This is a genomic window from Bartonella sp. ML70XJBT.G (assembly GCF_028618575.1).
Lineage (GTDB): Bacteria > Pseudomonadota > Alphaproteobacteria > Rhizobiales > Rhizobiaceae > Bartonella.
In genome coordinates, this window is sequence record NZ_JAQITA010000002.1 from 115,215 (window position 1) to 138,675 (window position 23,461).

The 23,461-nt window shown below is 39.3% G+C and carries 19 protein-coding genes and 1 other RNA gene; 9 read left to right on the top strand and 11 right to left on the bottom strand.

The annotated features are described in order from the left end of the window. The first annotated feature begins 70 nt into the window (after positions 1-70). A complete protein-coding gene (gene ligA / locus PVV64_RS01745) occupies positions 71-2,221 on the top strand; it encodes an NAD-dependent DNA ligase LigA (protein ID WP_273759368.1) in 2,151 nt (716 codons plus the stop codon). A gap of 742 nt (positions 2,222-2,963) precedes the next feature. Here the strand turns inward: ligA and PVV64_RS01750 are convergent. From PVV64_RS01750 to PVV64_RS01760, 3 genes are read right to left on the bottom strand one after another with little or no spacing between them, the layout of a single operon-like run. Beyond that, complete coding sequence (locus PVV64_RS01750; RefSeq protein WP_273759369.1) at positions 2,964-4,790, bottom strand: aminopeptidase P family protein; 1,827 nt, start codon at positions 4,788-4,790, stop codon at positions 2,964-2,966. A 14-nt stretch (positions 4,791-4,804) separates the two neighbouring features. Further along, complete coding sequence (locus PVV64_RS01755) at positions 4,805-5,674, bottom strand: 50S ribosomal protein L11 methyltransferase (protein WP_273759370.1); 870 nt, start codon at positions 5,672-5,674, stop codon at positions 4,805-4,807. A 28-nt stretch (positions 5,675-5,702) separates the two neighbouring features. Further along, positions 5,703-6,281 (bottom strand): SCO family protein, encoded by a 579-nt coding sequence (locus PVV64_RS01760; RefSeq protein ID WP_273759371.1) that lies wholly within the window; start codon positions 6,279-6,281, stop codon positions 5,703-5,705. Positions 6,282-6,411: 130 nt separating this feature from the next. Between PVV64_RS01760 and PVV64_RS01765 the strand changes: the two genes are divergently transcribed. Beyond that, a complete protein-coding gene (locus tag PVV64_RS01765) occupies positions 6,412-7,041 on the top strand; it encodes a DapH/DapD/GlmU-related protein (RefSeq protein ID WP_273759372.1) in 630 nt (209 codons plus the stop codon). Between the two features lie 69 nt (positions 7,042-7,110). On the opposite strand, the gene PVV64_RS01770 is transcribed toward PVV64_RS01765, so the two are convergent. The 5 genes from PVV64_RS01770 to ssrA form a co-directional block, all read right to left on the bottom strand. Continuing rightward, entirely contained in the window at positions 7,111-9,444 is a 2,334-nt protein-coding gene (locus PVV64_RS01770) for an ATP-dependent helicase (protein ID WP_273759375.1), read from the bottom strand. Between the two features lie 117 nt (positions 9,445-9,561). After that, positions 9,562-9,813 carry a ribbon-helix-helix domain-containing protein gene (locus PVV64_RS01775; protein WP_273759377.1) on the bottom strand — a complete coding sequence of 84 codons (252 nt, stop codon included), beginning with the start codon at positions 9,811-9,813 and terminating at the stop codon, positions 9,562-9,564. Positions 9,814-9,823: 10 nt separating this feature from the next. Further along, positions 9,824-10,006 (bottom strand): DUF4169 family protein, encoded by a 183-nt coding sequence (locus PVV64_RS01780; RefSeq protein WP_273759379.1) that lies wholly within the window; start codon positions 10,004-10,006, stop codon positions 9,824-9,826. A 12-nt stretch (positions 10,007-10,018) separates the two neighbouring features. Continuing rightward, entirely contained in the window at positions 10,019-10,564 is a 546-nt protein-coding gene (locus PVV64_RS01785; protein WP_273759380.1) for an SspB family protein, read from the bottom strand. A 173-nt stretch (positions 10,565-10,737) separates the two neighbouring features. Next, positions 10,738-11,090, bottom strand: a transfer-messenger RNA (tmRNA) gene (ssrA, locus tag PVV64_RS01790). Between the two features lie 110 nt (positions 11,091-11,200). On the opposite strand from ssrA, the gene PVV64_RS01795 reads away from it, so the two are divergent. Continuing rightward, on the top strand, positions 11,201-11,506 hold the full coding sequence (locus PVV64_RS01795; RefSeq protein WP_273759382.1) for a DUF2853 family protein: 306 nt from the start codon (positions 11,201-11,203) through the stop codon (positions 11,504-11,506). Positions 11,507-11,583: 77 nt separating this feature from the next. Here the strand turns inward: PVV64_RS01795 and PVV64_RS01800 are convergent, their stop codons facing one another. The 3 genes from PVV64_RS01800 to PVV64_RS01810 form a co-directional block, all read right to left on the bottom strand. Then, on the bottom strand, positions 11,584-12,891 hold the full coding sequence (locus PVV64_RS01800) for an MFS family transporter (protein WP_273759384.1): 1,308 nt from the start codon (positions 12,889-12,891) through the stop codon (positions 11,584-11,586). A 522-nt stretch (positions 12,892-13,413) separates the two neighbouring features. Further along, on the bottom strand, positions 13,414-14,721 hold the full coding sequence (locus PVV64_RS01805) for an MFS family transporter (RefSeq protein WP_273759386.1): 1,308 nt from the start codon (positions 14,719-14,721) through the stop codon (positions 13,414-13,416). A 577-nt stretch (positions 14,722-15,298) separates the two neighbouring features. Further along, positions 15,299-16,606, bottom strand: a complete 1,308-nt coding sequence (locus PVV64_RS01810) for an MFS family transporter (RefSeq protein WP_273759388.1) — start codon at positions 16,604-16,606, stop codon at positions 15,299-15,301. A 216-nt stretch (positions 16,607-16,822) separates the two neighbouring features. Between PVV64_RS01810 and PVV64_RS01815 the strand changes: the two genes are divergently transcribed. The 6 genes from PVV64_RS01815 to miaA all read left to right on the top strand — a co-directional run bounded on the left by PVV64_RS01815 (position 16,823) and on the right by miaA (position 23,431). Beyond that, the gene (locus PVV64_RS01815; protein WP_273759390.1) at positions 16,823-17,617 is read left to right on the top strand and encodes a thymidylate synthase; all 795 of its coding nucleotides are present in this window, start codon (positions 16,823-16,825) and stop codon (positions 17,615-17,617) included. Beyond that, positions 17,614-18,123 carry a dihydrofolate reductase gene (locus tag PVV64_RS01820; protein WP_273759392.1) on the top strand — a complete coding sequence of 170 codons (510 nt, stop codon included), beginning with the start codon at positions 17,614-17,616 and terminating at the stop codon, positions 18,121-18,123. The genes PVV64_RS01815 and PVV64_RS01820 overlap by 4 nt, the downstream gene beginning before the upstream one ends. 118 nt (positions 18,124-18,241) lie before the next feature. Then, positions 18,242-19,387 (top strand): FtsH protease activity modulator HflK, encoded by a 1,146-nt coding sequence (gene hflK / locus PVV64_RS01825; RefSeq protein WP_273759393.1) that lies wholly within the window; start codon positions 18,242-18,244, stop codon positions 19,385-19,387. A gap of 2 nt (positions 19,388-19,389) precedes the next feature. Continuing rightward, positions 19,390-20,325 carry a protease modulator HflC gene (gene hflC, locus PVV64_RS01830; protein ID WP_273759445.1) on the top strand — a complete coding sequence of 312 codons (936 nt, stop codon included), beginning with the start codon at positions 19,390-19,392 and terminating at the stop codon, positions 20,323-20,325. Positions 20,326-20,479: 154 nt separating this feature from the next. Beyond that, positions 20,480-21,997, top strand: coding sequence for a Do family serine endopeptidase (locus tag PVV64_RS01835; RefSeq protein ID WP_273759395.1), 1,518 nt, complete (start codon positions 20,480-20,482; stop codon positions 21,995-21,997). Between the two features lie 561 nt (positions 21,998-22,558). Continuing rightward, positions 22,559-23,431, top strand: coding sequence for a tRNA (adenosine(37)-N6)-dimethylallyltransferase MiaA (gene miaA / locus PVV64_RS01840; RefSeq protein WP_273759397.1), 873 nt, complete (start codon positions 22,559-22,561; stop codon positions 23,429-23,431). Positions 23,432-23,461 lie beyond the last annotated feature (30 nt).

Below are 23,461 nucleotides of genomic sequence, written 5' to 3' on the forward strand. Positions count from 1 at the left end.
ATGGGGATTCTGTATGTGACAAAGAATTAAGTTTCTTATGGTTATAGTTCATCATTTGGAATAGATTTTTATGAATAAAGATGAAATTAAAAATCTCACTGCTGTTGAAGCGGAAAGTGAGTTGGAGTGGCTGGCAAAAGAGATTGCACGTCATGATATGCTTTATAATCGTGATGACCAACCTGAAATTTCTGATGCGCAATATGATGCTCTGCGTCGGCGCAACGCAGAAATTGAAGCTCTCTTTCCTGAACTTATGCGTCCTGATTCTCCTTCACATAAAGTTGGAGCACCGGTTTCTGAAAAGTTTGAAAAATCTGTTCATGCACAGCCAATGCTTTCACTTGATAATGCCTTTAGTTCTGAAGATGTCAGTGAGTTTATTGAGCGGGTTCGTCGCTTTTTGCGGTTGCCAGAAAAACAAGTCTTGGAAATAACCGCAGAGCCAAAGATTGATGGTTTATCTTTATCTTTGCGCTATGAAAAAGGGCAGCTTGTGTGTGCTGCAACACGTGGTGATGGAACTGTCGGTGAAAATGTCACGGCAAATGCACGAACAATTTTTGATATTCCACAAGTTTTGCAAGGAAAATTTCCTGATATTCTTGAGGTGCGTGGTGAAGTTTATATGCGGCGGGAGGATTTCCAAGCACTGAATGTGAAGCAACAAGAAAAGGGCAAATTAGCTTTTTCTAATCCTAGAAACGCAGCAGCTGGATCGTTGCGTCAACTCGACTCACGGATAACTGCCAGCAGAAAGTTACATTTTTTTGCTTATGCGTGTGGCGAAGTGAATGAAGTGTTTGCAACAACGCAAATGGAGATGATGAAAAAGCTCCAAGAATATGGGTTTGTCATCAATCCATTCACAAAAGTTTTTAAGACTGTAGGAGAGATTATTTCCTATTATCACGATATCGAAGAACGCCGTCATGCTCTAAGCTATGATATTGATGGGATTGTTTATAAGGTTAATGATTTGATGCTGCAAATGCGTCTGGGTTTTGTCTCTCGTTCGCCACGTTGGGCAATAGCGCATAAGTTTCCAGCAGAAAAAGCTATAACACTTTTAGAGGGGATTGATATTCAGGTTGGTCGTACAGGAGCCTTAACTCCTGTTGCACGCCTTGCTCCTATTACTGTTGGTGGTGTGGTGGTTACCAATGCAAGTTTACATAATGAAGATTATATTAAGGGCATTGGTCATAAAGGAGAACCCCTTCGTGAAGGGCGTGATATCCGTGTAGGTGATAGGGTGATTGTACAGCGTGCTGGTGATGTCATTCCTCAAATTGTTGATATTGTTGCTGAAAAGCGCCCTAAAGACTCTTCTGCTTTTGTTTTTCCTCATATCTGTCCAGCTTGTGGGAGTCATGCTGTTCGTGAGATAGGGGAAGCTGTGCGTCGGTGTACGGGGGGGCTGATTTGTCCAGCACAAGCGATTGAGCGTATTCGTCATTTTGTTTCGCGCAATGCCTTTGATATTGAGGGACTTGGAAAAAAACAGGTGGAGTTTTTCTTTCATGTTCAAGACGAGACGCTTCGTATTCATACACCAGCTGATATTTTTACTTTACAACGGCGCCAAGAAAATTCTCTGGTACGTTTGGAAAATATGGAAGGCTTTGGTATTGTTTCAGTGCGTAAACTTTATGATGCCATTAATGCACGACGAAAAATTCCTTTAAGCCGTTTTTTATTTGCCTTAGGAATTCGTCATGTGGGAGAGGTTAATGCCCGCCGTCTTGCACGTGCTTACCAAAATTATACGGCTTTTGAGACAGCGGTAAGGGCAGCAATCATATCCTGTGAGAAGAAGAATGAAGAAGGCAATGAAGCTTGGTTGGAACTTACCAATATTGAAGGGATTGGACCACAGGTAGGGAGTGCAATTGTTGATTTTTATGAGGAAGCACATAATCGTGAGGTGTTGTCTGTCTTGCTGCAAGAAGTAACGCCTCTTGATGAGGAGCCTGTTTTAACAGATTCCTCGCCCGTGGCAGGAAAGGTTATTGTTTTTACTGGAACTTTGGCACGTATGTCACGCGATGAAGCAAAGGCATTGGCGGAGAGATTAGGGGCAAAGACCTCAGGATCTCTTTCTAAAAAAACTGATCTTCTGGTTGCTGGACTTGGAGCAGGATCAAAATTGACTAAAGCACAAGAGTTAGGCGTTGAGGTTATTGATGAAGAGGCTTGGCTGAAGTTGATTGGTGGATAGGAGGTTTCTCACAAGTAGATGAATGGAGTAGTTTTAGTTATTCTTCCCAATGCCGGATTTTATGAACATGAGAAGTTCCTATGTCACTCTGGAGAAGCTTATAATTTTTCTTCAGAATGGTGACATAATAAGGAGATTTTTTTGCTTTGTTATGAGGAGAAAGATACAGCTTTTCATGTTTTGTGTGCTGATTTCAAGAATATTTTTCTACTCGTTTTTCAAAAAAATCGCATCACAGATGCAATGGAAGCACTCTCTTTTATTGCCAAGCAATAAATATATTTTTAATCTTGGAAAATTTGAAGAAATGGTGAGTAGGTTATTAAAGAATCCTTGTCAGAAAGGCATTTTTTGATATGGGGTTTTCTTTATTGAAAATAATTCTGAAATAGTATGTTTGAATTCGTGATTGGGTGCGTTTTTATACTGTTGATGATTGTGCAAAATGCCATAATGAATTGATTATGGTCGGCATGATAGAGATTATACTAAGGATTATAATGAAAGTTTCTCGGTGAGAAAATAAGAGACAGAGCCGTATAGAGGCAGTAAGGGATCTCTTTGTTAAGATTAAGAATGCTCCAGTGACTATGCTCTGTTTTACGTGGATGCGTGTCTATCATATCAGCAAAAAAATGAATCCTCTAAGAAAAATATTTCCTGATAGTCACATATTCTTTTCTTAAAGAGAAAAGGTTCAGTCTTTCGTAAGAAGCGCCAGAAGATGTTCATGCTCTCTGCTTTAAAGGGGCATGGTTGCTTCTTTTGCCCATTTTTTCTCTTCTTCATTTAAGTAAGGTGCATTGGTCTGATAGACATGCGCATGGTAGTCGTTGAGCCATTGTCGTTCTTCCTGTGTTAAAAGCTCTGGAAGAATCAGTTTTCGGTCAATGGGACAGTTTGTGAGTGTTTCAAATGAGAGCATTTCTCTTTTTCCACCATTGATTTTTTGCGCAGGTTTTACAATGAGCAAATTTTCAATACGAATACCAAAAGCCCCCTCGCGATAATACCCAGGTTCATTAGAAACAATCATTCCAGGAAGCAATTCTTGGCATCCTTTGCGTGAAATATTTTGCGGTCCTTCATGGACAGAGAGATAGGAGCCAACTCCATGACCTGTGCCATGGGCGTAATCAAAACCGGCGTTCCATAAGGAAATGCGTGCGAGAACATCAAGATCTTGTCCGCGTGTTCCTTTAGGAAAGCATGCCGTTGAAAGGGCAATCATGCCTTTGAGAACAAGAGTAAAACAACGTTTTTCTTCCTCTCCAATATTTCCAATGGCTACTGTGCGTGTGACATCTGTGGTGCCATCACGGTATTGTCCCCCTGAATCTACAAGATAAAGTTCACCAGCATTGAGTTGTCTATTTGTTTCATTTGTTACGCGGTAATGAACGATAGCACCATTTGCTCCTGCTGCGGAGATTGTATCAAAAGAGAGATCTTCCAGTTTTTTTCCCATTTCGTTCGCTGTATTTATACGGAACTCTTCTAATTTTTGAGCTGCTGAAATTTCATTCACAGTGCCTAATGTTTGTTTGTCTAACCAAGAAAAAAAACGGGTGAGTGCGACCCCATCACACAGATGCGCTCTGCGTGCACCATCTAATTCTGTACTGTTTTTAATGGCACGGGGGAGAGCAGCAGGGTCGGTCAGTGTGATGAAAGACTTTCCATTTTCTTCAAGTACCGTGCGTAATTTTTCGCATGCTAATTGTGGATCTAGAGCAAACACTGTTCCTTTTTGAAGATCATCTTTGATTTTTGCAATAAACTGTTCTGGTTCATATAATTTTGCATAACGTTGCAGATATTGTTTTTGTTCTTCACCAAGCTTTTTGCTGTCAATAAATAAGGCAGGTTTTTCGTTAATGTGAATGAGAGCAAAACAAAGAACAAAAGGTGTATTAGACACATCATTGCCCCGTATATTGAATATCCATGCAATAGAAGAGGGGTCTGTAAAAATAAAAGCATCAGCATGGGCTTTTTTGATATTTTGCTGAATTAAATTTAGCTTTTCATCACTATCCCATCCTGCATATTGGAGAGGATGAATTGACAGGGGAGATTGTGGGAATGGTGGTTGATCATGCCAGATAAGATCAATAGGATTTTGCCGAACTGCTATCAGCTTTCCACCTGCGTTTATTTCAAATGTTTTTTTCAAGGTATCTATAGCAGCAATGGTGTGGAGCCATGGATCAAAGCCAATAAAAAGATTTTTTCCATTTTTTTCAAGCCATTGTGAGGGAGGACAAGTTATGAGATCTTCATATTCAAAAATATGCGGATCAGTTTGTTGACGAACTTGGAGCTTATAGCGTCCATCGGTAAAGAGAATGGCTTGATTTTTTAAAATGAGTGCCACACCCGCTGATCCAGTAAAGCCAGTAAGCCAGCTAAGGCGTTGGGCGTGCGGGGGGACATATTCTCCTTGATGTTCATCGCTACGTGGAACAAGGAAGCCATCTAACCCGAGACGTTCAAGCTCTTTACGAAGGGAGGAAATGCGTCCCGCAGCATGCGTGGGATTTGTTGTTGCTACAAAGGATTGATACATAATAACCGTCCTTTTTATTTAAGATGTATCGTAACCCATCCTTGACGGTGGTATGTTTCAATATGTTTGAGACCTTGTTTTACATAAGCTTCTAGCACATGGGAATGTTGTTCTTCAAGAATTCCAGAGAGTATGAGTGATCCACCGCTTTGGAGTGCTTGGACCATTTCTTGTGCAAGTTCAATGAGCGGGTTGGCAAGGATATTGGCAATAATAAGATCAAAAGGTGCACGAGATGCAATCTCTTCATGAGCAAAACCTGTTGCAGTAACAGCTGTAATATATTCTTTTACGCCATTGAGTTCGATATTATGTTGGGCAACTTTGATCGCAATCGGGTCAATATCGGATGCAAGGACAGAAATCGGTTTGAGCATTGCGATGCCAATGGCTAAAACTCCACTCCCCGTACCAAGATCAAGGGCATTTTGTGGATTTTCTTGCTTCATCACCTTGGCAATCATTTCTAAACAACCGGCGGTTGTTCCATGATGTCCAGTACCAAAAGCTTGATTTGCTTCAATTTCAATAGGAAAAATATTCTGTGGAATGTCCTTGCGGTTATGGCTTCCATGTACAAAAAAAGGACCAGCACGTACAGGTGTTAGCCCCTCAAGGCTTTGTTTAACCCAATCAATATTGGGCAAAATTTCACAGTTAATTTTATGAGGATCAACAGAAAGAATTTGTGCAAAATGCTGCAAAATACGCTCTTGGTTTTCTTTATCTACATAGAGTGAAAGTTCATAAATGGCGTTTTTTTCATCAATCTCTGCAAGAGCAAGGGGGTATCCTTCTTCGTCAAAGGCTGTTTCCATAACAGTATATAGTTGTTCTGCTTCATTTTTAACAGCATTATAATACAGACGAATTTGTTGCGACATTCTGTTCTTTCTTTAATCAGCTTTTTATTTAGTTGGAGACAAGTTTTTTAAGCCGTTCAATGGCGATATCATCTTTTAGTTCATTATCGCCCTCTTTTTCATAAGGAATGACACCATACAGTTTACCACCTTTTTTGAGCAAAAAAATCGCGGCTGTATGGTTATAGGTGTAATTCCCATCGGTTCCGGATACTTTTTCAGCAACAATTTTAAAAGAATTGACCATTTTATGAACTTTTTCAGGATCTCCACTGATCCCAATAATTCTATTGTTAAAATTACTGAGATAATCATGGAGTACTTGTGGTGTATCACGTTCAGGATCAACAGTGATGAACCATACCCCTAATTTATCAGCTTCAGAGCCAAGGGCTGTGAGCCAGCGATCAAGATTAAGCAATGTGGTCGGGCAAACTTCAGGGCACATGGTGAAGCCAAAGAAAACAATTGAAGGCTTACTTCGTATATCATCTTGTGTAATGGTATTTCCATTGGAGTCAGTGAGGGTAAAATTATCGCCTAAAGGCTTATTTCTTAACGCATCATAAAGAAAAATACCGGCAAGAAATATAGCTGTTAACCCTAAGATACGTATGACATTTTTCATAGTTTAACTCTCTTAAAAAGACAAAAAAACTGTAGCATTGGTGGGTTTGTTTTGCAATCGTTGTTTCATGGTTGATTTTCTTTGCTTGCTATGTCTTTTGTGTTCTTTTTAAGGAACAATTGGTGGATGGATGGAGAGAGAAAAAGATCTTCGATTCCATGAGAGTGAGCCTCGTATTCATACGACAGCACGATTGCATGGTTGTAAATTGGGGCGCTATGTGGAAATCAATGAACGGGTGGTTTTGCGTGAAGTAACGGTGGGAGATTTTTCTTATTTTGAGCGTAATAGTGAAGCTATTTATAGCGAGATTGGGCGTTTTTGTTCTATTGCATCCCATGTTCGTGTCAATGCGCTAGAACATCCTGTCGAGCGAGTTTCAACGCATAAAATAACATATCGTCCTAATGAATATTTTCGCTATATGCCATTAGATTGCTCTTTTCGTGAAAGGCGCCGTGCAAAGCGTGTTATTATTGGGAATGATGTATGGATTGGACATGGTGCGGTTATTATGCCTGGGATCACAATTGGGCATGGCGCTATCATTGGTGCTAACGCTGTTATAACTAAAGATGTTCTCCCCTATATGATTGTGGCTGGTGTTCCTGCAAAGCTGTTGCGGATGCGCTTTTCAGAAGGTGTGATTCAGGCACTTTTGGAGATGGCTTGGTGGGACTGGTCCCTTGATAAAATTTACAATGCATTGCCTGATATGCAAAATCTTACTATTGGGGCTTTTATTGACAAGTGGAAATAATATGCAAAATAACATAGAAAAGCGATTTTTCGTTTGGAAAGGTTATTTGTGTGATCTTTACCTTGTGCTTTAAGCTTTGCCTACAAAGTTATCGAGAACGCGCTTTTCTCCAGCTTTTTCAAACATAATGGTTAATTTATGATCATCTATTGCGGTGATATGGCCATAACCAAATTTTATGTGAAAAATCCGATCACCAATTACAAAGTTTGATGGTTCTTCAGAGACTGATTGGTTGATGATTTTTCCTTCAATGTTTTTTTGTGTACGCTTTTGTTTTGGTGTAACATAGTTATTGTTAAAGGAATTGGGGTATTTAAAGGAAGATCTTCCATAACCACCATAAGATGTTCCCATTTCTATGACTTCTATATGTTCTACTGGTAATTCATCTAGAAAACGAGAGGGCAGCGCAGGTTGCCAAAATCCATGAATTTTTCGATTGGATACAAACCATATATGTAAATGTTTTTTTGCTCTTGTTAGTCCTACATAAGCTAATCGGCGTTCTTCTTCTAATCCTAAGCGGCCGCCTTCATCCAATGAGCGTTGATGAGGAAAGAGGCCTTCTTCCCAACCTGGAAGAAAAACGGTTTCAAATTCAAGTCCTTTGGCGGAATGGAGAGTCATAATGTTGATTGCATCGGTATTTTCATTGTTTTCAGTATCCATAACCAGTGCGACATGTTCTAAAAAGCTTGGAAGGTTTTCAAATTGTTCTATTGAGCGGACCATTTCTTTAAGATTTTCTAGTCGTGTTGCTGCTTCGGGTGAGCGATCTTCTAGCCACATAGCTGTGTAGCCTGAATCATCAAGAATTGTTTCGGCAAGTTCTCTATGGGGTGTGCATTGCAGCATATTTTGCCAACGGCGGAAATCTTCAACAACGTTTCGCAAAGCACTGCGTGCCTTGGGTTTTAGCTCATCCGTTTCAATGATTGCGGCTGCAGCAGAAAAGAGAGGAATGGCGCGTGCTCGAGCGCTTTCATAAAGAGTGCGTAGGGTAGCATCTCCTAAGCCGCGTTTAGGTGTGTTGATAATACGCTCAAAGGCTAAATCATCTGCTGGTTGAACAACAACGCGCAAATAAGCCATGGCATCGCGTATTTCCATTCGTTCATAAAAGCGTGGACCACCAATGACGCGGTAGTTAAGACCAAGGCTTACAAAGCGATCTTCAAATTCACGCATTTGAAATGAGGCACGCACCAATATAGCCATATGATTGAGAGAATGACCAGCTTGTTGTGCGCGTTCAATTTCTTCTCCAATTGCACGTGCTTCTTCTGCTGAATCCCAAGCTGCATGAACTTTTACTTTTTCTTCTTTGCTCTTTATTTGATGAGAAAATAGTGTTTTGCCAAGTCTTCCTTGGTTATGAGAAATAAGATGAGAAGCCGTTTTAAGAATGTGTGATGTCGAGCGATAATTGCGTTCTAAACGAATAATTTTTGCAGGAGGAAAATCTTTTTCAAAACGCAAGATATTGTCAACTTTAGCACCTCGCCATCCATAAATGGATTGGTCATCATCACCAACACAACAAAGGTTAACGTGTCGCCCTTTAGATTGTTGTGCTAAAAGGCGGAGCCAAAGATATTGTGCTGTATTGGTATCTTGATATTCATCTACAAGAATGTAGCGAAATTGGGAATGATATTGGCGAAGAATATCTGGATTATGTTGAAAGAGAGAGATAGAATGAAGCAGAAGATCACCAAAATCACAGGCATTAAGACTTTTTAATCTCTCCTGATAGCTACGATAAAGTTCGCGTCCCATACCGTTACCAAAGGAATAGGTATCGCTTTCTGAAATGTGTTCTGGTGCAAGACCTTGGTTTTTCCAAGAATCAATCATTATGGCAAGGTTTCTAGCAGGCCAACGCTTATCATCCAATTCTGCAGCTTGAATAAGCTGTTTTAAAAGTCTGGTAACATCATCACTATCAAGAATTGTAAAATTGCTTTTTAAATTAACAAGTTCTGCGTGGCGGCGCAAAATTTTTGCACCGGTGGCATGAAAGGTTCCAAGCCAAGGCATACCTTCAACAATTTCACCAATAAGCTCACCAATACGCATTTTCATTTCACGTGCTGCTTTATTGGTGAAAGTGACAGCAAGTATTTGTTGAGGAGAGGCTAGTCCAGAACGCAAAATGTGGGAAATACGTGTTGTCAAAACGCGTGTCTTTCCAGTACCGGCACCTGCAAGAACTAACAGGGGGCCTTCTGTACTTATAACGGCTTGACGTTGTTCAGGATTGAGTTGTTCTAAATAACCGGTATCGAACTGTGTTTGTTCTTTTGTTGTTATCGCGTGGGTAGCGGCATTAGAACTCTGTTCATGAGGAGAGAGGGTATCTTCTTCAAAGAATGGTATGTGATCAGAAAAATTATTCATTATACCTTTTGTGTAGTCTTTTTTTTGTTTAAGTGCTAGATTTAAAAAACTTTAAAAAAAAACACCACATCTTCGGTTAAATTAAGAAAACAAAAATTGTAAAAATAACAATGAATATCAAATGCTTTGGGTGAGAATACTTTGCAGGGCATAGACACGTAATGAAGCTGAAAGATTTATCTGTTGTGGTCTTTTTCTGTCAATGTCCGTGATAATAAAGGCTAAAGATTGTCTTCTTTTACGCGCTATGGTTTTAAGAATGTCAAGAAATGGTTGTTCTAAAGATATGCTTGTTGCGTGTCCATCAATCCGAATGGATATTTTTTTCGTTACCACTTTTGACCAATCAATAGAATCATTTTCGTGCATTTTTCTACTCTTATTCGTCGTGGTGTAAACGATTTTGATCAAGAAATTTTTGTACCTTTAAAGCTTCTTTTTGCTCGAAAAGTTTTTCAACCTTGGTTCGTCCAAAACGATGGCGATTTTCTTCTGCATGAAGTGCTTTGTCTGCACGCTTTTTTCGCTTGCGAAATTGGCGAAGGTTAATTGGTTCTGTCATCAGCAAATTTATTTACTTTTTCCGAAAAGAATCTAATGAAACAACATCAGCGCTTTGTTTTGTATCATTATTTGAAGGTTCCTTATTTGTGCTGAGCTTTTGTTCTTTTGGAAGCGTATTTTCTTTTTTTTGTTTATCCGATAACACGACAGGTGCGGGTGAGCTCTTTTCCGAAATTTCACTCTCCTCAGAGGTCAGATTTGAGGGCAGATCAAATGCTGCTTCAAATGAAGCGACAGGGTCATAAAACACTTGGATAGAAGAAAAAGGAATCACCAATTTTTCGCTAATTTCTCTAAAAGAAAGTGTTACTTCAAAAGCGGTCTCCGAAACACTTAAATCTCTAAACTGATGTTGTAAGACAATAGTCATTTGTTCTGGATAACGATTTTTTAGCCGAGGAGAAATTTTTACGCCTGGAGTATCTGTTAAAAAAGTAATAAAAAAATGATGATTTCCCGGAAGCCCTGCTTTAGCAACTTCCGATAAAACTTTACGGATAACCCCACGAAGCGCATCCTGAACGAGAATATCGTAGCGGATTTGATCTTGAACCATCGAAGTTTATTCCTTTTATTTCACGTAGCAGATGAGCATGTGCAATATTGTGCAATAGAATGTATTTTTAAGCTAGTAATATTTTATCGACTATGCACTTAAATTAACTGAAAAAAGAATATGAAATTCTGCGACAAATCATATCTGAGAGATCAGCCAATAACATTTATAAGAGTGAAGGCTTCTGTTGCCAGGTGCCTTCGGACCCCGCTTAAACCTGCGACGGTTTAAGACTTAATTTGAAGCATTCACACCACCTTAGGCAGCGAGACGTGCTTCCGCATAGTTGTCATTTGCAACTACTCATTTAGTCCGATAACGGTGGTACTATGCCGAGTAAAAGAGCAATCTTTACACTCTTGTCGATCCTATTTCGCCCCCACCAAAATATACCTTCTCTTATACTTTGGTGGAGGCGCCGGGTACCGCCCCCGGGTCCAATAAGCTTATTTCATTGTCCATTTATTACCATAGCTGGCAAGCCAGCTCTTTAAATATAGATGAAGAATGGTCTTTGTAAAAGGGGGGTTGTTAATATTTTAAATCCTCTAATTATTTACAAGGTTATTATACAAGGTTATTATAAGCGCGGCTGTAAAGTATAGCCGCTCATTCTTGGAGAGGAGATGGCAAACAATGACAAATGATCTAGCAGATATTAAACTATATGATCCAAATCCCGATGAATCTGCCGTAGAACGACTTGGCCGTCGTCTAGCTTTGGTCATGCAAAAGCAGGATGCATCGCTTGTTGCTACATCAGATCCAAAAGAATTAGAGCGCGTTGAAAAATGGGCTCAAGATGTGTTAGGTGCTGATGCGCAAAGTGTTAAAGCCGCTGTTTCGAAAGTTGCGGAGATGATGTCTGGGGATCGTAGAAAAAGTCGTATGACTTTTTATTATTTACTCGCGAAGCAACTCAATGCGCTTGATAAAATTTAAATAATATTGAATAAGAATTTTTATGTGAAGGATAAAAAAGCCCAAGAAATTGGGCTTTTTTTATTTCATACAAAGCGTTAATGAGCCTCATCCTTTTCGAGGTATCCTCCTTTACTCATACTTGGGACAAAGAGCAGTGCAATGAAGGCAACGATCATGACACCGGTTATATAAAAATAAAACAGTGTTTCATGTCCTATATCTTTTAAACCAAGTGCTACGTATTCAGCAGAACCACCAAATAATGCATTCCCAATAGCGTGGGAGAGACTTACACCTAATGCTCGTACTGAAGTAGGGAACATTGCTGATTTTACGACACCGGAGATGGATGTATACATGCTCATAATACAAAGCATTCCAATAATGACAAATAAAGCAACCCATGCACTATGCGTGTTGCCGATTATACTCAGCCCAGGAAACGTAGTGAGTGCAGAGAGTATACTCCAAATGATGAGTAAAGTTTTTGTGCCAATTTTATCAGCTAATACACCTGCTAGGGGCTGAAAAAGGACAAAAATAAACAGGGCGGCAGTCATTATCGTTGTGGCAGTATGTTTATCAAATCCGGTTGTTGTGACCAGATATTTTTGCATATAAGTGGTGCAGGTGTAAAAGGTGAGGGATCCTCCTGATGCAAAGAGAGCAATGACCACAAAGGCTTTACTGTGTTTGCTAAAAAGCTCTCTAAGACTACCAGTGTGTTTTTTAGAGCGACTTTCTTTGGTGGTTGTTTCATGAAGCGAACGACGCAGATAAATGGCGACTACTGCTCCACAGCCACCGATGGCAAAAGGAATACGCCAGCCCCATGATTTTAATTGATCTTCGTTAAGGTAAAGTGCTAAAATAAAGATAATAAAACTCGCGAGAAGCTGTCCCGTGATTAGTGTGCCTGATTGGAAAGAAGCAAAAAAGCCACGATGTTTTTTTAGGGCAACTTCGCTCATATAAGTTGCTGCAGTGCCATATTCACCACCCGCTGAAAGTCCTTGCATCATGCGGATTAAAAGCAGAAGGATTGCTGCTGTTATACCAATGGTTTCGTAAGTAGGGAGTATGGCGATGAGGAAAGAACCCCCACACATCATAAAAATAGATATCAGCATTGAGTTTTTGCGTCCATAACGGTCAGCAATGAAGCCGAACATCCATGCCCCAATCGGGCGCATGAGAAAACCAATAAAAAAGACTCCTGCACTTTTTAACAGTTGTGTAACAACATCACCATCTGAGGGAAAAAATTGTGATGCAAAATAAATTGACGCAAATGAGTAAACGTAAAAATCATACCATTCTACGAGGTTGCCTGATGCACTAGCTATGATAGCAAAAATACGTTTTTTCCTATCATCTGATGCGAAAATTGTCTCATTTTCCATGAAATGTTCCCCTTCTAAATTTATAGTTTATTTTTTATAGTTAAATTTGTTGTACGCTTTGTATTATCAAAATGCAATTGTCTCTCGTAATTCTTATGAAAGCTATTGGAGAGGGCTTCTTTTGTTTATGACTAAACCGTTTGAGATTTTATTTTGTAGAGGATTTAAAATGCATCATAGAGAATCGCAAAAGGAAGTGCGTTGAAAAAGTGCTTCAAGCTGGGTGAAATGTTGATAAAAAGGATGATAGCTGTTTTTAAAGGTGATGATATGAGAGGACAGGTCATAGATTTTTAAAAGTTTTGATTATTTCATGACTTAACAATTAAAGATATTTGCTGAAATCTAAACAACATAGAGTTTGAGAGAGGTGTTGTCACCATATAGGTGAGAACACTATTTTTTACCTTTAAGGTAGACTACAAGAAGTAAATTATTTTATATTTCTGCTTCTTTTTTTCATTTTTATAGGATTCATTTAAAAAAGCCCAACGTTGGGCTTTTTTATTGTGTGTAGAAATTTTAATGGATCTCATCGTCTTTCAGGTATCCTCCTTTATCTATATCTGGCATCAAGAGAATTGAGATGAGTGCAATGAGCATCATAGCGATGATGTAAAAAGGGAAGACAGTTTCATATCCCATATCTTTTAATCCAAGTGCTACATATTCAGCAGAACCACCAAACAGTGCATTACCAATGGCAAAAGCAAGCCCCACTCCTATTGCGCGGACTGAAGCAGGGAAAAGTTCTGCTTTTATGATACCAGCAATGGAGGTATAGAGACTCATAATACACAGCATTCCGATAATGATGAAGAGCGCAGCCCATGCATTGTGAGCATTCCCAATCATTTTAAGGACAGGAATTGTACAGATAATGGATAGAACACTCCAACCAATAAGCAAAGTCCTTGTGCCAATTTTATCAGCTAGAGAACCAAAGAGAGGCTGGAGCAACACAAAAACAAAGAGTGCTGCCGTCATTATCGTTGTCGCAGTGTGTTTATCAAAGCCAGTGGTGGTAATCAGATATTTTTGCATGTAAGTGGTGTATGTATAAAATGTGAGCGATCCTCCCGCTGTAAAGCCAATAACCAAAAAGAAAGCTTTTATGTGGTTGCGTAAAAGCTCTTTAATACTCCCAGCATGTTTATGAGAGCGACTTTCTTTTGTGGTTGTTTCATGAAGCGAACTACGCAGATACATTGCAACCATTGCTCCAAAGCCTCCAATAACAAAAGGAATACGCCAGCCCCATGCTTTTAACTGATCTTCAGTGAAGTAAAGAGCTAGAACAAATATAATAAAACTCGCAAGAAGCTGTCCCGTAATAAGTGTAGCATACTGGAAAGACGCAAAGAGCCCACGGTGATTTTTAAGGGCAACTTCACTCATATAAGTTGCTGTTGTACCATATTCACCACCAACGGAAAGTCCTTGGAACATACGGATTAAAAGCAGAAGGTATGCGGCTGTTATTCCTAAGGTTTCGTAGGTGGGAAGTATCGCAATAAGGAATGAGCCACCACACATCATAAAAACAGAAATAAGCAGTGAGCGTTTGCGTCCATAACGGTCAGCAATGAAGCCAAATAGCCATGCTCCAATCGGGCGCATAAGAAAGCCTATAAAAAAAATTGCTGCAGTTTTTAACAATTGTGCAACGGTATTATCATCTGCAGGAAAGAATTGCGAAGCAAAATAAATCGATGTAAAAGAATAAACATAAAAATCATACCATTCTACAAGATTTCCAGATGCACTGGATATGATCGCAAAGATACGTTTTCTCGTATCATGCGGTGCTGAAGTTGTGTCGCTTTTCATGAAGTGTTCCCCCTTTTAAATCTATTTTTTATTTTTTAGTTAAAGTTGATAATAATTTGTACCATCAAAATTCAATGATATAATAGTCATTTTTTATAAAAGTTGTTTAAAAGAGTCTTTTGGACTTGGGAACTTGTGATATGCAGAGGGTAGAGTTGTAGTAAAATATGTTTTTATTCTACACATAATGTTGCGATAATCCGTACTGTTTACGTTAAAGAATACTGTTGCTGCTCATTTTCTTTCATGCTTGCATTATTGCATAAAAGAGGGTGGGTGCGTTTTCACGGAAAGAAGGCATTTTAAATAAAATTTTATTATTATTGATAAAAAGAATGAATGTTTGTGAGCTCAGGTAAGTGTTTTTGAATCTTGAATGCACAATGTATTGATTGGAAAAAAGACTTACTTTATGTGTGCTAATAGGAAATATGTACTCCTCATAATTTACGTTATAGAAAAGAATGTTGCTTTTACTGTAAGAAGGGGAGGATAACAATGACTATCAATACCTTATTTTTATATTACGAATATAACAAAAAGCCCAAAATGTTGGGCTTTTTGTTAACGTAAAAGTTTAATGAATATCATCTCCTTGAAGATATCCTGTTTTTCTGGCATCAGGCATCAAGATAACTGCGATAAATGCAATGATCATCATGCCGGTTATATAAAAATAGAAGATAGATTCATAGCCAATATCTTTTAAGCCGAGCGCTACAGCTTCAGCAGAGCCTCCAAACAGTGCATTAGCAATAGCATAAGAGAGCCCAACTCCCATGGCGCGTACTGAAGCAGGGAACATTTCCGCTTTGACGATACCAGAAATAGACGTATAAAAGCTCATAATGCATAGCATCCCGATAATGATGAGAAGAGCAATCCATGTATCGTTGGTACCGGCAATCATTTTAAGTCCAGGAATCGTGAAGATAATAGATAAGGCACTCCACATGAGAAGTGAAATTTTTGTGCCTATTTTATCCGCTAAAAAGCCAAATGCAGGTTGAAGTAACATAAAAACAAACAGTGCAGCAGTCATTATCGTTGTCGCTGTATGTTTATCAAATCCAGTAGTTGTGATCAGATATTTTTGCATATAAGTGGTGTATGTGTAAAATGTCAGTGATCCTCCTGCTGTAAAGCCAATAACGAGAAAAAAAGCTTTTCTATGATTGCGTAAAAGCTCTGTAAGGCTACCAGCATGTTTTTGAGAGCGACTTTCTTCTGTGGTTGTTTCATGAAGAGAACGACGAAGATAAATGGCAACAATCGCTCCTAATCCACCAATTGCAAAAGGAATACGCCAGCCCCATGCTTTTAATTGGTCTTCTGAGAGATAAAGGGCAAGAACAAATATAACAAGGCTGGCTAAAAGTTGGCCACCAATAAGGGTGGTATATTGGAAAGAACTAAAGAATCCACGATGATTTTTTAAGGCAACTTCACTCATATAAGTTGCTGTTGTGCCATATTCACCGCCAACCGAGAGGCCTTGAAGCATTCGAAGCAAAAGTAAAAGAACTGCTGCGGCCATTCCAATGGTTTCATAAGTAGGAAGTACGGCGATTAAGAACGAACCACCGCACATCATAAAAACAGAAATAAGCATTGAGCGCTTGCGCCCATAACGGTCAGCAATAAATCCAAAAAGCCAACCGCCAATTGGGCGCATAAGAAAACCAATGGCAAATACACCTGCAGCTTTTAAAAGTTGTGCAACAACATTGCCATCTGAGGGAAAGAATTGTGATGCAAAGTAAATCGATGTAAAAGAATAAACATAAAAATCATACCATTCAACCAAATTACCTGATGCACTGGATACGATAGCAAAGATACGTTTTCTCGTATCATGTGGTGCTAGAGTTGTTTCATTCTCCATAAGTCTATCCCTTTAATTTGTGTCCATGTGTGTTGATTACCCCTGTATTTATTCCCCCAAGAATTGTCTATAGTATTTTGTCTTTTGCGTCAAAAGTTTAATCGGATCATGGTAATTTCTTGTGCAAGATGTTGGAGAAGAGAAATTTAAATTGTATTTTTATGAATTTTACAGTTTTTATTTTCTATAATTAAGAGAATCGGCCATAATATCCATATGAAAACTTACCTTGATCTTTTATCTCATGTTTTAAATTATGGTATTGATCGTACTGATCGCACCGGTGTTGGAACGCGATCGGTTTTCGGCTATCAGATGCGGTTTGATTTACAGGCTGGATTCCCATTATTAACAACAAAGAAGCTGCATTTGCGTTCAATTATTTATGAACTTTTATGGTTTCTTAAAGGTGATACAAATATCGCATGGTTGAAGGAACATGGTGTATCGATTTGGGATGAATGGGCTGATGAGAAAGGGAATCTTGGTCCTATTTATGGTTATCAATGGCGTTCTTGGCCTGCTCCTGATGGAAAACATATCGATCAAATAAGTAATCTTTTGTCTATGATTAAAGAAACGCCTGATTCTCGTCGCTTAATTGTATCAGCATGGAATCCAGCATTGATAGAAGAGATGGCTCTTCCCCCATGTCATTGTTTTTTCCAATTTTACGTTGCTGATGGCAAATTATCTTGTCAACTTTATCAACGTTCAGCGGATATTTTTTTAGGTGTTCCATTCAATATTGCTTCTTATGCGTTGTTAACAATGATGGTTGCGCAAGTAAGTGAGCTTAAAGTAGGTGATTTTATTCATACTCTTGGTGATGCGCATCTTTATTCTAATCATTTCGAACAGGCAAAATATCAGTTGTCTCGTAACCCAAATGCTTTGCCGTTTATGCGTATAAATTCAGAGGTAACAGATCTTTTTTCTTTTCAATTTGAGGATTTTGAATTGCTAAATTATGAAGCACAACCACATATTAAAGCGCCGGTGGCAGTATGACCCTTCCCATTTGTCTCATTGCAGCTGTTACAGAAAATGGTGTGATCGGTCGTGAAGGGGCTATGCCTTGGACGCTGTCAACAGATTTACAACGCTTTAAAGCTTTGACTTTCGGTAAACCCATTATTATGGGACGAAAAACTTGGGATTCTCTAGGGCGTCCTTTGCCAGGGCGGACAAATATCGTTATTACCCGCAATGGCACATGGAGAGCGGAAGGCGCTGTTGTTGTTCATTCTTTGTCTCAAGCTTGTTCTGTTGCAAAAAGGATTGCATCGCAAAATGATGCAGATGCAATTTTTATCATTGGGGGTGGTGAAATTTTTCAACAAGGGTTGCATATTGCTGATAAAATATTTCTTACAGAAGTTCTTGCTTCTATTAAAGGGGATAGTTTTTTTCCTGTTTTCGATAAAGAAAAGTGGACTCTTGTGCAAACACAATATATTCCAGAAGGAGATAAAGACAGTCATCCGACACGGTTTGTAGTTTATGAGCGGAAATAACTGTTTATAATGAAGTGGAAAGAGCATGTCTGTTACATTGTAATCAGATAAGAAGAACTCTATAAGATCAAGTGAATGGTTGGTATTTGACGAATGGTAGTCAGTTAAAGAGGTGATGATGCCCTGGACAAATCAAAATGGTAGTGGCCCGTGGAGCGGCGATAAAAATAAACTCGGTAGTGACAAAAAAACATCTGCTAAAAACATTTTTGGTTCTGGTGGCAGTAGTGGTGGGGGAAATGGTTCCAATCTTGATGATCTTTTGCGTAAAGGGCAAGATCAATTTCAACAGGTTGGAAGAGGTGGGTTGCTTGTTTTATTGCTTCTTCTTGCTGTGTTTTTTTGTTTGTATCAGTCTCTTTATATTGTTCAACAAAATGAACAAGCGGTGGAGTTGCGTTTTGGTGTGCCTAAGGCAGAAATTATCGGTGATGGTTTGCATTTTCATTTTTGGCCAATTGAGACGTATATGAAAGTGCCTTTAACCGAAAAAACAATTGCAATTGGTGGTCAATCTGGTCAAGCACAACAAAGTGAGGGGTTGATGCTTTCGAGTGATCAGAATATTGTTAATGTCAATTTCTCTGTTTACTATCGGATTTCACGTCCTGGGCAATTTCTCTTCAATGTGAATGATCAAGAAGGAACAGTTCGTCAAGTTGCTGAGAGTGCAATGCGTGAGGTCATTGGCTCAAGGCCTGTTGATGACGTTTTACGGGATAAAAAAGAAGAAGTTGCCAATGACGTGAGAAAAATTATCCAGTTGACTGTAGATAAATATCAACTTGGTGTTGAGATAAGTCGTGTGTCAATTAGTGAAGCTGCTCCTCCTACAAAGGTTGCAGCGGCGTTTAATTCTGTCCAGCAGGCAGAGCAGGAACGGGGGCGAATGATTGAGGAAGGAAATCGTGTGCGTTTTACTAAAATTGGTTTAGCAAATGGTGAGGCTTCACGTACACGGGAAATTGCAAAGGGTGAAAAGGCTCAAATGGTTGAAGAGGCAAGAGGGCGTGCTGAGCGTTTTCAGGCTATAGCACGTGAGGCGGCATTTTCACCAGAAGCTACGCGTTATCGTCTTTATATGGAAACGATGGGGCGTATTCTTTCCTCACCGCATAAGTTGATTCTTGATCAAATGAACTCTCCAGCGGTGCCTTATCTTCCTCTGAATGAATTGCTAGGCAGCAATTCATCAGAAAACGCGAAAAAAACATCAGCGCGTTCGGCATCGTTTTTAGATTCTCGTATTTCTGGAGGACGCTAATGATGCTGCAATCTCGTTTTTTCTTTATATTGAGTCCCATCGTGCTGCTTTTGATGATTTTGTGGATGTCTGTTTTTATTGTTTATCCTCGTCAACAAGTGGCAATTAAACGTTTTGGGCAAATTGTTAAGGTAGAATCTAATCCTGGGCTTTATTTTAAAGCGCCCTTTGTGGATAAGATGATCGTTGTTGATAATCGATTGTTGCGTTACGATGTTCCTACACAATCTGTGCAGGTTCGAGGTGGTGCTTATTATGAAGTGGATGCGTTCTTTATTTATCGTATTACAGATCCTAAGTTGTTTTTACAGCGTATTGCGTCAGGACGTCCGCAGATTGCTGCGCGTGAAAATCTTGCTCCGCGTTTTATTGACGCTTTGCGTGCTGTTTATGGTAAACGAGAATTTAAGGCTGCTTTATCCGATGAACGGGGAGCAATGATGGCCGAAGTGCAACGGCAGTTTTCTGTAGATGCTGGCTCATTGGGCATTACTATTCTCGATGTGCGTATTCGCAAAACTGATTTAACGGATGCTGTTTCAGAAGATGTTTATCGGCAAATGGCAGCTGAACGTGAGGCGGCAGCAGAAAATATTCGTGCTCGGGGGCAGCAGGAGCGAGACCGTATTGTGGCGGAGGCTAATCGTGAATATGAAGAGATCGTTGCAGCTGCAAAGCGTGATGCTGAAATTACTCGCGGTGAAGGGCAAGCTGAAAGTATTCGCCTTTTATTGACTGCTAGGGAAGCCAATCCATCCTTTTACGATTTTTGGTTGGCGATGGAACAGTATAAAAATTTGGAGCGTATTCCGATGGTGGTTTCACCAAATGAGAGTTTCTTTTTGTATTTCCACAATCCTTTGCAGGAAAAGAGAAATTTTTCATCTAACATGAATACTGGCTTGAATAAAACTGATCAGAAAATCGGAGGAGAGTAGAAACAACGGTGGATTGTAAACTTGTGCTTTTGCATGAAAAATGTGATCTGTTGTTGTTTTCTTTTCTAGTGTAAGTGGTAAAGTGTTGAGCCATGCATGATTTTGCATAGATAAATTACGTGAGGCTCTTGTAGCGTTTTGTTAAAGGCATGTTATGGGTAGAAGTGTCGTAGATAAAAATACGTCTTTGAAGTTTTTTGTCACAAGAGTTGCTATCTGTGTGGTTTTGTTTTTATCAGGATCGATCAGTTTATCTTGGGGAACGGAAACAAAAGAGACACTTCTTTCCGTTCCTGATTTGGCTGCAGAGCTTTTGGAGACCGTTGTCAATATTTCCACAGCTCAGACCGTTGAGGGTACTGAACAAGACGAGAATAGTCCGGTGCCCGTTATCCCAAAAGATTCATTATTACAAGAATATTTTGATGATTTTTTTGCACCTAAAGATGATCAAAAAGATAGTCAGTTTCAAAAGGTGCGTTCTTTGGGGTCTGGTTTTGTAATTGATGCGCAAAGAGGGCTGATTGTTACAAATTATCACGTTATTGTTGATGCTGATGATATTGAAGTGAATTTTACGGATGGTGCAAAACTAAAAGCAAAATTACTTGGAAAGGATAGCAAGACTGATTTGGCGCTGCTGCAAGTGGATGCAAAAAGTAAAAAGTTAAAAGCTGTCCGCTTTGGTGATTCAGAAAAGGCGCGTATTGGTGATTGGGTTATGGCTATCGGTAACCCTTATGGTTTTGGTGGAAGTGTGACGGTTGGTATTATTTCTGCACGTAATCGTGATCTTAATGCTGGACCTTATGATAATTTTATTCAGACTGATGCAGCGATTAACCGAGGCAATTCTGGTGGTCCTTTATTTGATAGAAGTGGTAAGGTCATTGGCATTAATACAGCAATTGTTTCACCTTCTGGAGGATCTATAGGGATTGGTTTTGCTATACCATCGGATATGGCTCTTTCTGTCATTAATCAGTTGCGTGATTTGGGAGAAATAAGACGTGGTTGGTTGGCTATACGTATTCAACCGGTGACAGAAGATATTGCCAAAAATCTGAAGCTAGACAATGCTATGGGAGCGTTGGTTGCTGGGAAGATAGAACAGGCGGATGTGGATAATAGTCAATTACAGATTGGAGATGTTATTCTGTCCTTTGGAGATGTACAAATTAAACATGCGCGTGATTTACCCCGTTTAGTAGCGGAAAGTTCAGAAGGAAAAGTGGTGGATGTTACTGTTTTGCGAAATGGGCAGAAAAAAACAGTAAAAGTTAAGCTTGGACGTTTAATTGAGACAGATGCAAATGAGGCTTTACAAGAAAAATCCGATAATGAAAAAGGCGATGCTGTATCGGAAAGTGTAACAATGCAATTTATGGGAATGACATTATCTGAGCTTACAACGGATTTGCGTCAACATTATTCTATTAGCGATAAACTGCGGGGATTGGTGGTGACATCTGTTGTAAAAAATAGTGCGGCGGATAAAAAGCGTATTCGCATAGGGGAAGTGATTGTTGATATCAATCAAAGTTCTGTCACAACAATTAATGAGGCTAAAAAACGTATTCATAAATTACGTGAAGCTGGACGCAAAAATGCTCTTCTCATCGTTGCTCGTCCTGATGGAGAATTACGGTTCGTAACGGTTCCAATGGATTGATGATGAGGGGATTGATATTTTAGAAATTCATTTTTGAGATGTTTGTTTAAGCATTCGTGTTTTTTATCGCTCTCACAGTATGCGGGAGTTGGTATTTTTCCCTTCAGTTTTTAAATATTCCTGATGTAGAAGGATTCATATCAGAACTCTTCATTTGTGGATGTTGCCTATCTTGGTTTTGAGGTTAATGGAAAAAAACAGTTGTAGGAAAAATGAAAGTATGAAAGCAAGAATCTGCTGTGTATTTATTACGATCAGAATATTCATCTCTTTTGTATAAAAAGATAAAACTGTTTGATTGTATAGGTTAAGTTCTTGTTTTTTCTTACTCTTGTAAAGCGCGTGTTGTTATGGCGAACAGTGTGAAAGAGCTCCTATAGCTGTATTTTGTTGTTTTTGCAAAGAAAGTAGAATTATTATAGGGGCGTCTTTGCACTTTCTATAGAGATTTTTATATATTTTGTTTGAAGAGTTCATTTTATGATAGTCTAGATGAAAGATTATGCCTTTGGGGGATGATGTTGCATAAATTTTTTATGATGGATAGAGGAATTTCCATTCATGACGCAGAGGACAATTACATTGATAGCGGGGCCAACGGCAAGTGGGAAATCAGCGTTTGCCTTACAAGTGGCGCAAGAAAAAGATGCTGTTATTATTAACACGGATTCCGTGCAGGTTTATGATGTTCTCAATATTTTAACAGCTCGACCAACAAGGGCTGATACTGCGATTGTTCCACACTATTTGTATGGTCATGTGAGTCCTGTGGTGAATTATTCGGTAGGAAAGTGGTTGTGTGATGTTGAAAAGTTATTGACGACGTTTACATCCAAATCGCTTATTTTTGTTGGTGGAACAGGGCTTTATTTCCGAGCTCTTTTAGAAGGAATGTCAAAAGTTCCTCCTATTCCAGATGTGGTGCGACAAAAGTGGCGACTTCGGCTTGATCAAGAGGGGGTGGAGAATCTTTATCGCCAGTTGTTGCTCATTGATGCTGCTCTTGCCGAGAAAATTTCTTCGCAAGATGGGCAGCGTATTGTCCGTGCTTTGGAAGTTTATGATGCAACAGGTAAGAAATTAAGTTGGTGGCAAAAACAAAAAACAGCACCTCTCATTCCACCACATGTTGCAGAAAAATTTCTTCTTATTCCACCCCGTCAACAGCTTTATGAACGTATTCATCAGCGGTTAGATTCTATGGTTGAGAGAGGTGCTTTAGAAGAGGTGATTGCTATAAAAAAGCTTGCACTTTCCCCTATGTTACCAGCGATGAAGGCTATTGGTATCGCTGAGTTTATAGCGCATTTGGATGGACACAGAAGTTTTGAAAATGCTCTTGAAATGGTGAAAACACAAACAAGGAGATATGCCAAAAGGCAGATGACATGGTTTCGTCATCAATTTAATGAAGAATGGATGCTTCTTTCTTGATAGATAAGCTGAAAAACCTAAAAAGCATTT

Bases quoted from the DNA above. Each gene is read 5' to 3' on its own strand.
- ligA (WP_273759368.1), top strand. From the start codon at position 71: ATGAATAAAGATGAAATTAAAAATCTCACTGCTGTTGAAGCGGAAAGT.
- PVV64_RS01750 (WP_273759369.1), bottom strand. From the start codon at position 4,790: ATGTATCAATCCTTTGTAGCAACAACAAATCCCACGCATGCTGCGGGA.
- PVV64_RS01755 (WP_273759370.1), bottom strand. From the start codon at position 5,674: ATGTCGCAACAAATTCGTCTGTATTATAATGCTGTTAAAAATGAAGCA.
- PVV64_RS01760 (WP_273759371.1), bottom strand. From the start codon at position 6,281: ATGAAAAATGTCATACGTATCTTAGGGTTAACAGCTATATTTCTTGCC.
- PVV64_RS01765 (WP_273759372.1), top strand. From the start codon at position 6,412: ATGGAGAGAGAAAAAGATCTTCGATTCCATGAGAGTGAGCCTCGTATT.
- PVV64_RS01770 (WP_273759375.1), bottom strand. From the start codon at position 9,444: ATGAATAATTTTTCTGATCACATACCATTCTTTGAAGAAGATACCCTC.
- PVV64_RS01775 (WP_273759377.1), bottom strand. From the start codon at position 9,813: ATGCACGAAAATGATTCTATTGATTGGTCAAAAGTGGTAACGAAAAAA.
- PVV64_RS01780 (WP_273759379.1), bottom strand. From the start codon at position 10,006: ATGACAGAACCAATTAACCTTCGCCAATTTCGCAAGCGAAAAAAGCGT.
- PVV64_RS01785 (WP_273759380.1), bottom strand. From the start codon at position 10,564: ATGGTTCAAGATCAAATCCGCTACGATATTCTCGTTCAGGATGCGCTT.
- PVV64_RS01795 (WP_273759382.1), top strand. From the start codon at position 11,201: ATGACAAATGATCTAGCAGATATTAAACTATATGATCCAAATCCCGAT.
- PVV64_RS01800 (WP_273759384.1), bottom strand. From the start codon at position 12,891: ATGGAAAATGAGACAATTTTCGCATCAGATGATAGGAAAAAACGTATT.
- PVV64_RS01805 (WP_273759386.1), bottom strand. From the start codon at position 14,721: ATGAAAAGCGACACAACTTCAGCACCGCATGATACGAGAAAACGTATC.
- PVV64_RS01810 (WP_273759388.1), bottom strand. From the start codon at position 16,606: ATGGAGAATGAAACAACTCTAGCACCACATGATACGAGAAAACGTATC.
- PVV64_RS01815 (WP_273759390.1), top strand. From the start codon at position 16,823: ATGAAAACTTACCTTGATCTTTTATCTCATGTTTTAAATTATGGTATT.
- PVV64_RS01820 (WP_273759392.1), top strand. From the start codon at position 17,614: ATGACCCTTCCCATTTGTCTCATTGCAGCTGTTACAGAAAATGGTGTG.
- hflK (WP_273759393.1), top strand. From the start codon at position 18,242: ATGCCCTGGACAAATCAAAATGGTAGTGGCCCGTGGAGCGGCGATAAA.
- hflC (WP_273759445.1), top strand. From the start codon at position 19,390: ATGCTGCAATCTCGTTTTTTCTTTATATTGAGTCCCATCGTGCTGCTT.
- PVV64_RS01835 (WP_273759395.1), top strand. From the start codon at position 20,480: ATGGGTAGAAGTGTCGTAGATAAAAATACGTCTTTGAAGTTTTTTGTC.
- miaA (WP_273759397.1), top strand. From the start codon at position 22,559: ATGACGCAGAGGACAATTACATTGATAGCGGGGCCAACGGCAAGTGGG.